The following is a 12,454-nucleotide window of genomic DNA, read 5'->3' as shown; positions in this document are numbered from 1 at the left end:
ATTTAGCGATGGCGGCAAGACAAATTGCCATCATGGTTTTACCGGTACCCATTTCTGCATTCAATACCGCTGCACGCTCATTCTCATCGAATAACAGTGCAGACAACGCTTGAACCGCGTCAGCTTGAGCAGGGAAAGGTTTTCGCATCAATCCGTCTAATACACTTACACGCAGAGCGTTTGGCGTATCGTTGTAAACAGGCGGGTTATCGCGTTCAACAGCAGCTAAAAGATCACTGCCAAAATTGCTAATAAAATCATGCAAAGCAATAACGTTGGAAGGCTCCTCGGTTACATCGCCTGCTTGCTCATCAGCAGTGTATTCAGGGTTCGCTGTGGTATTCATTGTTTGCTCCTCAAAAAAAGATGAAAGAAGCCCACGGAATACCCCTATGGGATATTCCCATAGGGCGAGTTGGATAATATGAACAACAGCGTTTGCTGCGCTTCCTTGCATTGCTCATGGGAAGCTTTTCTAAAGGTGCTATTGCTAGCAGTGCCTTTCTTAATACGCCTGAAACAAGCCCATTAAGAAAGACCCCGTAGGGTCTAAAAAAGTGAAAGCGATTCCTTGGGCTGATTGTTAACGCTGCGATTAAGACACGGCCGCAACAACAAATCTCCGCTGCGCAAACCATCGGTAATCAGCTGCTCAAACAAGTCAATGACAAGTGATATTTTGAATGCCGTTAAACCAAAGCAGTCAATCTCAACAACCCATTCACGTGCCAATAAAATCGGCATTAGACAACCGCGCCAGTGGTCCAACACAGGCACTGGACTTAAGTCCTGCACCTGGCTCCACATACGATCCTCTGTGTCATCTCGATTTTGATCCGGTAAACCAAACACGTAAGCCTCACCGGTTGTACGGTTCGGTGAACGTAATACCACATCATAAATAAATACATGACACAAAGAGCCTAAGATCGTATTAGGCGGCGTTCGAGCCGCGATCTTTTGGAGATCAGCGGATTTAGGGATAGACAATTTATACCGCTCTCCCTTGTTGCTCGATAGATTGAGCTCTCGGATGCCGAACTCACTCGCTGGTAATGTTAACCGGGCAAAGAACTCTAATAAAACTGTTTCATTACCCCAAAAACTACCAAAGATAAAATTGCCTTCATCACCGATGAACGCATCGCAAAACATCTGCGCTGAAGCTTCATTCACTTTCAAAAAAGTTGATTCAACCATAATAACCTCCTAAAAAAATAAAAGGCCTCCCGATTGGAGGCCAATCGGGAAATGGCTAAATGCCACTATTTAATGGTAAACACTTCGCCAAACGACCCAGTGCCTTCGGTAACATCTATGCCTTTTATAACCGGCACAAATCGATCAATGGCACTGTGCGTTTCAACCACTGAACCATCGTCACCTTCCTGAAACGATAAGCTCATTTCTTTAACCTTGTGCGTTGATCCCTTCACCATCAGCTTACGACCGTCGCCAGACATCACCGTACCGGACAATTGACCGGCAGCTAACATTAGGGCCAAATGCCAATCTGATAGCTTTCTAGCGGGTCTCCGGCGGTCACAAACCTTCTGCGAAAAGTGATTGTTAAAATCAGCCCACAAACAACTATGGCGCTGTTTAACTTCTAACACCGATTCAACCGTAGGCTTTACCGATCTAACATCCAGTGGTTTAACCTGCGGTAGTCCGTTAACGGAATAAAACCGCTCCGGCACTTCCGGTAGCTCAGGTGCTAATGAGCGATCTTCACCGACAGCTAATAAATGATTGACCACCGAGCTCACGCCCGCTGTATCACTTCTTCGCCGATAGCCCGTAATCACGACTTGCTTAAACCTATCCTCGGGTAGCCGATAGATCGACAACGAATCAAGACTTCTGGCCAGCTGCTTTGATAGATTTTTATCCAAAATGGTATTTGGAATGATGTAGATCAAAAGGCCGCCATAACACAGCATGGGCATTGATCGCGTTAAGAAATATTTCTCTAAACGGTCTCTACCTTGCCGATTGGCTTCCATACTGGTTTGATCAGTTACCCGATCACCATAAGGGGGATTCAAAAACAACAGGTTAAATTGCCCGCTCCCTACAACACAATCTTGCATATCGGCATGAACAACGTGGTCCAGCATTGTTTTTGAGTGCGCTGCGCGCTCTGCATCAAATTCAATACCGGCTGTAGTCACCGCCATGCCAGACTCCCTGAAATAGTGAGCAAGCTCTGCTAACGCTGTGCCTTCACCGCAACAAGGATCGATCATCTGAACAGCACCCTGTGTGGGTTCTAGCATATGCAAGATGCGCTCAATCGAAAGCTCATCCGTCGGAAAGTAACCGTTTTTAATAAAGTTACGAGCCAATCGTGGAAATATTAACGCCATCCTTAAACCCTCCTATTCCTTAATCCAATGTTGTTGCGCAACCCGAAAACTGTAGCCGTTATCCTGCAAAAATTTCTTTTGCTGACGCAGACGTAAACGTTCGATTGTTGGGTCCAGTCTGACAACATTACCAAGAGGCCAAAGAACACCAAATAAGTGACTGCCGTCATTTTCATCAGCAGGCGCTGGACTGGATGTCTCAGCTTTAGTCTCAACGGCTGCCGGCACCGCTGGGGCTTGAACATCATTTTTAAACTGACACTCTTGCTCTAGTGGGTCTTGTTCATAAGACTCGGGCTCTGAGGGCGAGCTCAATTCATCATCGAGCATAATGCCTTTTAGACGAGCACGAACCTCGACAACCATGCGACCGGAGGCCACATACGAATCGGGCTTTATGGATTCGATGACAAAAGAACCGGTGTAAACCCCCTCCGAAAACTCATCGATGGCAGGGTCTTTAACCGAAAAAGAACCGATAGAACATTCCAGTGTTCCAACGTTAAAGTCGCCGAAGCGACCAGAAATAGTCCGTATATTGATTTTACCAGGGACAGTGATCATAGGGATTCCTCGCAAGAAAAAGAAAACCAACGAGGACCTATCCCAGACGGGTAGATTCCCGCTGGGTGAGTGAAATTAAAAATTAAATAACTACATTGATAGAATCCAATAAGTTAACCGACAACAGAGTTAATCAACTTTAGAGATCCGCCTGAAAATTCATAAAAAGCAAATAAATTGCCCACGTTTTTAACACCATCGTTTTCGACAATAGTAAAAATTTCGTCAGGCAACTCGATATTTAGATCACTAATCTTCAACTTGAAGTAGTTCAAATCCAGAGATAGACCCATGGGTAAGTTTGGATCTTCAAGATTCGAGTAGATATATTCATCATCTTGGTAGGTAACACCATCGTCTTCATCAGTAAATTCAATAGTTCTAGTAACATCCATGAAAAAACCAGACAAAGGACGATCCCAACCTACTGTCACACAAACGTCTTCATCGTTTCGTGTGGTGCAAACAGAATGACGACTCATAATAATTCCTCGCTAAAAAAATAGATCAGCAAGAAACCTATCCCAGACGGGTAGATCCCCGCTGGGTGGATTATAAAAAAGATAAACCCGGCGATAGCCGTACTGAATTTCAGGTTTATTGATCAGCTTTTTAAAGGCCTTTGCTAAGCAAAGTACTTAATTAAAATTCAAACAGCAATCGATCAATCTGTCAATAAATAGTCGAGGCCAGCGTGTATGATTTATGGTCGAATCTCGCCTTTCAAGATACTCATCACTTGATCCAACAAAGCAACCTCCTCAATATCGAGGGTAGAAATTCCATGATCGTGCGCCTTTAAGACGGTTGCTGCTTGATCTTGTGAAAGTATTGCAAGATAAGACCCTCCGGACGTTAAACCACGGTAATAGTCTATAGGCTTAGGGCTCATCATTGAAAACACCACTGCTAGTTCTAGAAGAGTTGCGAGCAGTAATGTTAATGCAGCGCTCTGATGCGAAGACAAAGCTTTCACCATCATCAATACGTTCACTAACGCATAACCAGAAAGTCGCTGGCCTAACATTGTACTCGCACAGCGCCGGCTGAATGGCGAGCCTATCAACAACGAGAATGCAAGCATTCTTTGCCTGTACCTCCTCATTTTCTTCTGCATGACTAGAAAACGGTAGAGCAGACATAATTAGAATCAATGGAAAATTAACTTTCACCGCAACGCCCTCATTTTCACAACATCGATAATTGAATCACTAGCATAGCGACCAGCGACAGCGCGCTAGCTCCCAAAGAAAGAGTGATAACCTTCTTTTTGAGCATAAACAACATCACGGAAGGTCGAGAACCTTCGGGCAAATTATTCCCCAACCCAGCATAAACTATGAGAGCAACTACAAAAAATCCCGTAGCTAGAAAATTCATGACTAATAAACCTGTATTCATTTCAACTCCTCTTCCCAAACTCTTTGGCCATTTTCATAAAATAATTCAGAAATAACACTGATTCCCATTAGGACACGTTTACGCTCCTCGGCGCTCAACCCTTTATTTTCCCTGGCAAGCACATGAGAGTGCCTTAATAGAGCATCAACGTTTTGATGATGATGTACATCGACCAAACCTCTCAATGGAAGCGGTCGAGACTGAGATTTCTCACGATTGGCCATCATCACGATAACATTAACAGCAACTATGAGCGGGACAACCAAAGCAATACCAACAAGCATTCCCAGCAACCTGTTGCCACGTATCGACTCTTCAATAACAAAAACGGAACCATTAATATAGAGCCAGACGCATGAAACAGCGCCGACACCGATCAGAAGATGCTTAAGGCTACGAATAAAAACACTTAACAAAATTGTTGAATTGACCAGCATAAATTCTTCCAGTAATGGATTAGTTGCGAGTACTGTATTTTGAGACCATTACTGCCAGCCCATGCTTTGCCTGCTCCCAATTTTCTTTACTACTAAAATTCAGTTGATAAACCTTAGAAAGCTCTTTTTGGTCAGCAGTCAACGTTATTCCCCAAAGCGCGTCCTTATAACGCTCTTCAAAACGAATATTTTTTATCGAAGAAGGATCAAGCATTACGCCATAGTCCTCCAAAACAAGTAACTTAACTTCTTCATCAGGAAGTTTAAAATTTGAATTTACTTTCTTGAATTCAGTTATTAACCCCTCGTGACAGAAATCAATAACCCATAAAGGTAAATACCCATCGTTATCTTTGTGATTGACAAAACCATCTAGCCCTTTATCAATAAACTTGTCGCACCACTTATTCACCAATGGATCAATATCCTCTCGACACTGCTTAAACTGATGTCGAGTCGTTTTAATGTAATCCTGAAAGTATGCTGTATGCCGCTCATATTGATCAACATAGGAATACTGATAATAATCTCGCTCCACTTCAGCACTCAACAGGGCCGAACAATTAACCGGTTCATCCTTACGATCTTTATCAGTCCATGTTTCGAACTCTCCCCAGCCCGTATAAGGGTCGTCATCAAATACAAAAAGAGTAACCGAGAAGACTAAAAATAACGTAACTGCGATTGCGGGAAACGAGATAAAACCAAATTCTTTAGTATTCATCGGACTGAAACTCCAAGACGAGACAGACTCAAACATACAAAAGGAATGGATAGTTCCAAACCACCAAAGTGCTGAACAAACAGAATCGCAATGCCATCGTGATCGATAACATGATCGACCAGCCAAGCATTTAACGACTCCTGATCACAATGCAACGCGTCATCAATGAGGTAGGTTACACTTGCAGTGCATGAATGCTCGGTAATTTTAAACCTATCATACGGCAGGTTGATATTAGCTTTGCAGTTGATCAGTTCAACGTTGTCACCACTTTTGGCTAAGACATTCGCCAATAGGGATTTTCCCGATCCAGATGGGCCTGTAATCACAATGAGTTTCGGCAAAATAAGTTGCTCTAATAACTTCAAGCTAACTGAAATCAAAGACAAGCTTTTTCTGTAGCCAGTTGTGACTTCGGGCAATCCCATCACACCAACTGGTCTCTCTTCAACCATCATTGAGGATTTCATCAAATGCTTTCCTTCGAATTAGTAAAGATTTATGGATGGTCATTAAACCTATGACTAGTATTGGAACACATAGGAAAAACTTTATTTAGCTTAGGCACTTTGAACTGGAGCCATCAAACCAACCGAAAACTTACGCTTTTGTTTAACAACACCAGATAGCACTTTAAGCTCATTCAACTCGGCCGTGAGCTGGACGATATTGTCAGACAAAAGCCATTCCTGCTCAAACAGCTGCGCAATATTGAGCCGCTTCAAGTGCCGTATTTTTCTTTCAAGTGATTTTTGCTCAGTAAGAAGGGACTTTCTTTTGGCAGGTTTGGGGCTGAAATACTCGAGCTCTCCCAAGACTCTACCTAGGGCATAACTCAATTCATTGCAATGACGGCTAAACTCGGCATTATTCATCACCAGTGCTATATCACTTTTAATGCCTGTGAGAGCTTGTTGTTTATTAGCGATGGTTTTTTCAACTGATTTTATTGAACATTCGAAGGGTACTTTATCCATTATTAACCCGCCCACTACTGTCGTTATCCAAAGCGTACACCTCGCCCTCACTATCTAAAAGTTCCACTAAGCCGGCTCCGAGAGCAAGGTGGGCATTGGCAACATCCATTATCTGGTCATAGTCCTCTTTTTCGATCCTATGCTCTTTCCCTGCAGAGTCGATAAATTTCAGGATATAAGTAAATGGTTGACTTATAGAGTTCACTTGGATTGCTCTTCAGCCAAATGTTTTCTTAGAATACGCTCAACACCCAAGGCTGTTGCATACCGGTCTTCGATGTTTAGTTGCTGATTAGCTTCGGACTCGATGAGCTCCAGAATGTCATCAACAATTAAACTTAGCTCAACGGTATGGTTTTTTAAGCAAACTACTTGACTGTTTTGTTGCGGAGAATTAGACATAGGGCGGGCTCACTGTAGATTAGTCATAAAAAGTTTAGTGACCTACCGCAGTAATTAAAACGATTAAACCGTTATTGCCCCGCCCATAAAAGATTTAATGATTTGCTGAATCGGCAACAATGGCCGATCACCAAAACCTATCCATTGAAACAGGCCCTTCAAAAATATCGTTCTCACCGTATTGATCAAAAAAGGCTTGGTACTTCTCGATATTATCTTTACAAAATAACTCAAGTTCTGACTTAGTGAGCCTTGGTGAATATACATGCGTATTGCCACCTTCAAACTCACACAGCATCATCGTTCCGTCCCCGAAATCGCGCAAAGATGTGCCAGCCAAATCCATGGCCATAGTGATGTATTTATCATTGTTATTGCCAAGCTGGATAATAATAGGCTTAGGCTCTGGCAATACACACGGCACTTCAAGCTTACCGTTTTCGTTTTCAAAGGGCATATCGCAGACTAAATACGTCTCATGACCATTAGAGATGTAATCCCCTTGGCTCAGGTTTTCAAGCGTAGCCTCAATCCACTCATTATGTTTAAAGACTTTAACAGTCATGATTAGATCTCCCTAGGCTCAAACCATACTTCACGCGTGAGTTCATTCACTTGTAAATTCCAGGCTTCACCAACAACAGTGATCAGTGCATCGCGTAAACGTACAGGGCCAATATCGCGAACGACAACCGGCAATGACAATCCATTAAGTCGATCATTTTCAGCCATTTCCTTGTTCCACGTGTAACCTGATCCGACTAACAGCTCATCAAGTGCTCGACCCACCGAATTTATGTGTTGTGAAAAACTAATTTCAACAATGCTTAATAAAGGTGATATTTGTTCTGGCTGAGTCTCGATGCTGACTAATGTATAGCGATCCGTGCGTACATAAGGCTTTTCATCAATTTGTAATGTTTCCCCTATTGCCATTACTGGTAACAACATGGCAACACCTAACACTCTTAATTTATACATAACGAAAACCGTCCTAATCCTAATTAGTTAACCCACTGAAAATGTTTACACGTTGGAAAGGCACTGCATCCAACAAATTCCTTGCCGACATTATCACCGCCTTTCAACGATTTAATACTCAAAGTTCCTGATTGACAGGTCGTACATTGAGTCCCGACTACAAAGCTCGACTTATCCATACCACTGTTCTTTTTCGCTGAACTGAACGCAACTACAGTACCCATCTTTTTTGCTCCACTTTTTTTCGATTTAGATTTAGGCTTTGCTTTCGGTTTTACCAGCCTCATTTTCTCACAGATCACCGTCGGCAACGCCAACGCTTCTAACGTAGAGCTATCAAATTCAAGACTTGAATAAACAGCATCCACAACAGGCAGATAACTCATCTCGTGTTTGCGATCTGCGATTTGATCAAACAGTGATTCTAATTCAGCCGTGTATTCGTAATTTAAAAATGAATACTGCCCGTCAAGTACATCAATGACACATTCTCCTAGCGCAGTGCTAGTGAGGTTTAATTTAGTATCGCGTTCGATATAGCCCTGCTCATTGATTCGTTCAATGATTTGCGCGTAGGTCGCTGGGCGACCGATATTAAGTTTGTCCAGTTTCTCGACTAATGTTTTTTCACTGAAGACACTGAGTGGCTTCGTGTGTTTTATCTCCAGCGTCGTTGATTCGACGATGGCTGCTTCGCCTTCGGCGAGCATTGGCAGCTTCGCTATTTTTTCTTCCCCCCCTTTTATTTTTTCAGATTCAATGCTGTCATTCTTTGACAGTTTCAGGCTGGCCCTCCAGCCTAATTCTTTTTGTACAGAGCCTTTGGCGATGAATACATCCTCAGTGGCATTTTTCAGAATCACTGTAGTCCGATCATCAATTGCATTTGCCAGCTGCGACTGCAGCGTTGTAAGCCAGACCAATTGATAAACTTTCATTAACGACTGATCGACGAGCTCTGGTAGCGTATTCGCAATATCTGTTACCCGGAGGCATTCATGCCCTTCTTGCGAACCCTGTTTCGCTTTAACCGTTCTTGCGGTTTCTGGCACTGGCAGCCCCTGCGCCCTTGCAAAGGCCCTTACAGCTTCCTGTGCGTCATTTGACATAACAGGGCTGTCAGTACGATGGTAAGTAATTAAACCTTGCTCAAACAGCTTCTGAGCGGCATCCATGCTCGCTTTTGTTGTAAGCCTTAGCTTGCCCGACATGAGCCTCACAAAGCTGCTTGTTGTCAGCGGTTTGGATGGCGCTATAGCCACCGCTTTCTTCACCACCTTAAACACGGTTAACGCATCGGTTCGAGCCTTAACCGCCTCGGCTAATGCCTTGTCAGTCATCAAACCAGATCCTTGTTTTTTTTCATCATCCTCTGTGCTTGCCAAGCTGGCATCACTGATTCCATTGGCGGCCCACTGTGCGCGATAGTCGATTCCTTCTTTCAAGCAGTATGCGGTCACCCCGTAGTGCTCAACTGACTTAAAATTCTGAATCGTTCGCTGACGCTCAACAATGAGTTTTAACGCAATGGTTTGAACGCGACCCGCGCTCAAAAAATGAATGGCACTGACATGCTCTTTGAATTTATTGGTCAGCACAGGAGAAACAATGTAACCGACATAGCGGTCAATCACTCGCCGTGCTTCTTGAGCACGTACCAACGCCCAGTCAATTTGACGCTTGTTGTTTATCGCATTCTCAATCGATTTTTTATTCACCTCGACATATGTCACTCGGTGAATTTTGGCTTTATGTTTCTGGCCCAGAAGATTGGCCACATGCGCCGCAATGGCTTCACCTTCTCGATCAGGATCGGTCGCCAGATAAATCACTGTTGCTTTATTCGCGGCAGCACGGAGATTTTTCTCAACATCCGCTTTGCCCTCCATCGTTACATACTCTGGTTCATGCTTTGGCGGCTCTGCGCCAATTCGATCAACAGGCAGATCACGAAAGTGACCTACCGTTGCGACGACTTTAAAATCAGGGAAATAGTTACGAATGCTCTTAGCTTTATTCGGTGATTCGACAACAAATAAAATGGACATTGGTCACTCCTTAGTTGCCGCCACTTCCTGGATTCTGACTTCCGCCGGCACTGGATTGAATCATATCTTGATCAGGTACCTGGTTTGGCACTGCATACTCAGGTTGATGCTGTACTGGTACCGACTGATTAACTGGCTGAGTTCCGCCATTCGGTGCTACATCATTGTCACCACGGCCACCGCTATTACTGCCGCCCATCATTTGCATTTCATTGCCAATGATTTCAGTTGTGTATCGATCAGCCCCAGATTGATCTTGCCACTTACGAGTTCGCAATGGCCCCTCAATGTAGACTTGGCTGCCTTTGCGTAAATACTCCCCAGCGATTTCCGCAAGGCGATTAAAGAACACAACTCGATGCCACTCGGTACGCTATTGTTGCTGCCCGCTTTGCTTATCTGTCCAAGTATCACTGGTAGCGACACTGATTGTTGTGACGGCATTGCCACCTTGGGTGTATTTAACCTCTGGGTCCTGACCTAGAAACCCGACTAGCGTCATTTTGTTTATTCCACGTGCCATTACAATTCTCCGGTATTAATGAGTGATGTTTGAATTCACCGGCAGCATGCACGCAGAGAAATATATAGGCGACAATCAAATGAATATTGATCGTGCATAAAAAAGGGGCGCATAGCGCCCCTAAGGATTGGAAATCTAAACGGAACTTCCTGTGAGCGAAAAACCTGAGGAGATTCACTGCTCATTGCCTATTCTACGGAAAGTTCGTTTACGCTAAAGCGTTTAATCGTACTTAGCCTGAGCAACTTAAAATGTTTTTTCAGACTCAATTTCATGCCAAATTTTACTGAGTACATCTTCAGATATCTTTTGCGCTCGCGGTGAAATTTCACTTTGATTTTCTGTGCGCTGGACATGATGATTGAGATAACGCATTGCATTGGTCAGTATGATGTGTCGAATCGTCAGCTCCTGCGTCACATTATCAATCGCGCGATAAAATGCTCTCGCCTCGGCGCCCAGGCTTCTCAGTACTTGATCGATCACAATGTATTCGTCTGCATCAACACTAAACGGACGAAGGCTGGCAGTGCGTTTAATTGTGCCATTACTCTGCGCAGCCAAACGTCCGTTGGCTCGCCACTGGAACGAGCTTCCTCGGTTGTGTTTGAGATTAAACAGACCACCGCCGTACTCATCGTTTTTCTCCCTCACGAGTTCGACAAGTGCGTCACCGGCTCTTTCAATTTTAAGCGCAGCCCGCTTATGCAACTGGATCATTTCTTCAATTGTCGCACTGCTCCGCCCCTTATCCCTTAAAAGGCCTTTTAAAGGATGATCCATTTTGGACAATTTTTGATCGTGGTTACGCGACAGTATCCCGCGTGGTATGGAGTCAGTGCCACTCACAATTTGTTGAATATCAATCGGGGTTATTATTGTCATCAGTCTCTACTCTCTGTGATCGTTTTCTTGCCTCAGCTTTGTATCTTTCTTTGCGTGCTTTTTTCGCTTCATCAGCTCGTATAGGCATTTGTTTAACTAACTTCGTCATGTCTTCATTAGTAAACGGTCCCAATATCTCCCATGCATGTTCACGCTCTTTCTCATTTCTAATGGGAGGGCATATTTGCGGGCGCCGCTCACATTTAAAAATATCGTCCGGCACTACGGGCATTTCCCGATTTGCAAAACTGTAGTGTTTATACACTTTCGCAATTTTGTGCTGCATGTTTTTTTCAAACCAGATTCTATCAATCGGGACTGGTATGTAGGCATCCAATGATTGTAAAAATCCTCTGAAAGCTCTGCCAACATCGTTCACCAAAATTTTCCAGTCTGCGTCCCCTAAAAATCCGATGTGCTTTGCAGTCAACGCCAAGCGAATTAGGTCATCGTATTTTTTCAGCAAAGCACACGCTAGATATCCCCACGGGCACGAAAACTTCAAATCGTACTTAAATGGTTTTGTGTTGTTCATTATGCCAATGCCATCAAATACATTTTGCACGTCTAGAAGTTCTTTAAGAATCAGTGTTGAATCTTCGATTTTATTGCATGCTTTTTCGTAGCGTTCCTCGGTCAAAATCAAATACATATCAGCAACATGATTGTTCAACGTTGCATCATTCCAAGTTTTACTCGCTTCTCTCGCGAATCGTAATACCCCAGGTATACCATCGCGGACTTTAGCTGAAGTTGCCTTACGACCCTTCCAAAGATTAACAGCTAACTTAGTATGCAGTGTTATCGAAGCCTCCATCGACATACTCGGGCCGACTCTCGCACCACGTGTTGGCTCTGGCACCGCAGTGCTATCTAGCGCAATGGATGGGCGCTGAAACGAACGCCCAAACGGACGAAAACTATTATTGTTCCGTGCACGTGGAGCCTCAGCGCTTTTGCTTTTTTCATCTTTCGTATTTTGTGTGTCGGTCATAGTTCCGCCCTTAGTCAATTTGCTAATCCCTTTGCTTTAATAGTAACAATTGTTATCAAATCTGATAATCATCAAGTTGTAGCCAACCTGTTCGCTTAATCTTCGAAGTGTTATCAGTGATAACACCCTGCCACCGGCAGTGACTTAAT

19 protein-coding genes and 1 pseudogene are annotated in these 12,454 nt (G+C 43.8%); all 20 read right to left on the bottom strand.

The window, feature by feature from the left end:
* Window positions 1-346 (bottom strand): hypothetical protein (locus AC3A8L_RS14410; protein ID WP_487962968.1); only part of this gene is annotated, 346 nt, incomplete at its 3' end.
* A 203-nt stretch (window positions 347-549) separates the two neighbouring features.
* Window positions 550-1,200 carry a hypothetical protein gene (locus AC3A8L_RS14405; RefSeq protein ID WP_487962967.1) on the bottom strand — a complete coding sequence of 217 codons (651 nt, stop codon included), beginning with the start codon at window positions 1,198-1,200 and terminating at the stop codon, window positions 550-552.
* A 65-nt stretch (window positions 1,201-1,265) separates the two neighbouring features.
* Window positions 1,266-2,369, bottom strand: a complete 1,104-nt coding sequence (locus AC3A8L_RS14400) for a DUF6094 domain-containing protein (protein ID WP_487962966.1) — start codon at window positions 2,367-2,369, stop codon at window positions 1,266-1,268.
* 12 nt (window positions 2,370-2,381) lie between these two features.
* Window positions 2,382-2,933 carry a DUF3275 family protein gene (locus AC3A8L_RS14395; protein WP_487962965.1) on the bottom strand — a complete coding sequence of 184 codons (552 nt, stop codon included), beginning with the start codon at window positions 2,931-2,933 and terminating at the stop codon, window positions 2,382-2,384.
* A 113-nt stretch (window positions 2,934-3,046) separates the two neighbouring features.
* On the bottom strand, window positions 3,047-3,415 hold the full coding sequence (locus AC3A8L_RS14390) for a hypothetical protein (protein WP_487962964.1): 369 nt from the start codon (window positions 3,413-3,415) through the stop codon (window positions 3,047-3,049).
* 221 nt (window positions 3,416-3,636) lie between these two features.
* Window positions 3,637-3,828 (bottom strand): hypothetical protein, encoded by a 192-nt coding sequence (locus AC3A8L_RS14385; protein WP_487962963.1) that lies wholly within the window; start codon window positions 3,826-3,828, stop codon window positions 3,637-3,639.
* Entirely contained in the window at window positions 3,815-4,105 is a 291-nt protein-coding gene (locus AC3A8L_RS14380; protein WP_487962962.1) for a hypothetical protein, read from the bottom strand. Before AC3A8L_RS14380 ends, AC3A8L_RS14385 begins: the two co-directional genes overlap by 14 nt.
* A 16-nt stretch (window positions 4,106-4,121) precedes the next feature.
* A complete protein-coding gene (locus AC3A8L_RS14375) occupies window positions 4,122-4,334 on the bottom strand; it encodes a hypothetical protein (protein ID WP_487962961.1) in 213 nt (70 codons plus the stop codon).
* Window positions 4,331-4,771 (bottom strand): hypothetical protein, encoded by a 441-nt coding sequence (locus AC3A8L_RS14370; protein ID WP_487962960.1) that lies wholly within the window; start codon window positions 4,769-4,771, stop codon window positions 4,331-4,333. The genes AC3A8L_RS14375 and AC3A8L_RS14370 overlap by 4 nt, the downstream gene beginning before the upstream one ends.
* Window positions 4,772-4,790: 19 nt before the next feature.
* A complete protein-coding gene (locus AC3A8L_RS14365) occupies window positions 4,791-5,495 on the bottom strand; it encodes a hypothetical protein (protein ID WP_487962959.1) in 705 nt (234 codons plus the stop codon).
* Window positions 5,492-5,965: a DEAD/DEAH box helicase family protein gene (locus AC3A8L_RS14360; RefSeq protein ID WP_487962958.1), complete on the bottom strand. Its 474-nt coding sequence runs from the start codon at window positions 5,963-5,965 to the stop codon at window positions 5,492-5,494. The genes AC3A8L_RS14365 and AC3A8L_RS14360 overlap by 4 nt, the downstream gene beginning before the upstream one ends.
* A gap of 90 nt (window positions 5,966-6,055) precedes the next feature.
* Window positions 6,056-6,472, bottom strand: coding sequence for a hypothetical protein (locus tag AC3A8L_RS14355; protein ID WP_487962957.1), 417 nt, complete (start codon window positions 6,470-6,472; stop codon window positions 6,056-6,058).
* Window positions 6,465-6,677, bottom strand: a complete 213-nt coding sequence (locus AC3A8L_RS14350) for a hypothetical protein (RefSeq protein WP_487962956.1) — start codon at window positions 6,675-6,677, stop codon at window positions 6,465-6,467. The genes AC3A8L_RS14355 and AC3A8L_RS14350 overlap by 8 nt, the downstream gene beginning before the upstream one ends.
* On the bottom strand, window positions 6,674-6,874 hold the full coding sequence (locus tag AC3A8L_RS14345; protein WP_487962955.1) for a hypothetical protein: 201 nt from the start codon (window positions 6,872-6,874) through the stop codon (window positions 6,674-6,676). Before AC3A8L_RS14345 ends, AC3A8L_RS14350 begins: the two co-directional genes overlap by 4 nt.
* Before the next feature lie 127 nt (window positions 6,875-7,001).
* Window positions 7,002-7,439 carry a hypothetical protein gene (locus AC3A8L_RS14340; protein WP_487962954.1) on the bottom strand — a complete coding sequence of 146 codons (438 nt, stop codon included), beginning with the start codon at window positions 7,437-7,439 and terminating at the stop codon, window positions 7,002-7,004.
* Between the two features lie 2 nt (window positions 7,440-7,441).
* Window positions 7,442-7,855 (bottom strand): PFGI-1 class ICE element type IV pilus protein PilL2, encoded by a 414-nt coding sequence (pilL2, locus tag AC3A8L_RS14335; protein ID WP_487962953.1) that lies wholly within the window; start codon window positions 7,853-7,855, stop codon window positions 7,442-7,444.
* A gap of 23 nt (window positions 7,856-7,878) precedes the next feature.
* Window positions 7,879-9,903: a type IA DNA topoisomerase gene (locus tag AC3A8L_RS14330; RefSeq protein WP_487962952.1), complete on the bottom strand. Its 2,025-nt coding sequence runs from the start codon at window positions 9,901-9,903 to the stop codon at window positions 7,879-7,881.
* Between the two features lie 10 nt (window positions 9,904-9,913).
* Window positions 9,914-10,426 (bottom strand): annotated as a pseudogene (gene ssb, locus AC3A8L_RS14325) (single-stranded DNA-binding protein).
* A gap of 246 nt (window positions 10,427-10,672) precedes the next feature.
* On the bottom strand, window positions 10,673-11,311 hold the full coding sequence (locus AC3A8L_RS14320) for a hypothetical protein (RefSeq protein ID WP_487962951.1): 639 nt from the start codon (window positions 11,309-11,311) through the stop codon (window positions 10,673-10,675).
* The gene (locus tag AC3A8L_RS14315) at window positions 11,289-12,305 is read right to left on the bottom strand and encodes a PFL_4669 family integrating conjugative element protein (protein ID WP_487962950.1); all 1,017 of its coding nucleotides are present in this window, start codon (window positions 12,303-12,305) and stop codon (window positions 11,289-11,291) included. Before AC3A8L_RS14315 ends, AC3A8L_RS14320 begins: the two co-directional genes overlap by 23 nt.
* Window positions 12,306-12,454: the final 149 nt, after the last annotated feature.

The organism is Marinagarivorans sp., from assembly GCF_982758155.1.
The sequence above is the reverse complement of the archived record's forward strand: the minus strand, read 5'-3'. Positions and strand labels throughout refer to the sequence as shown.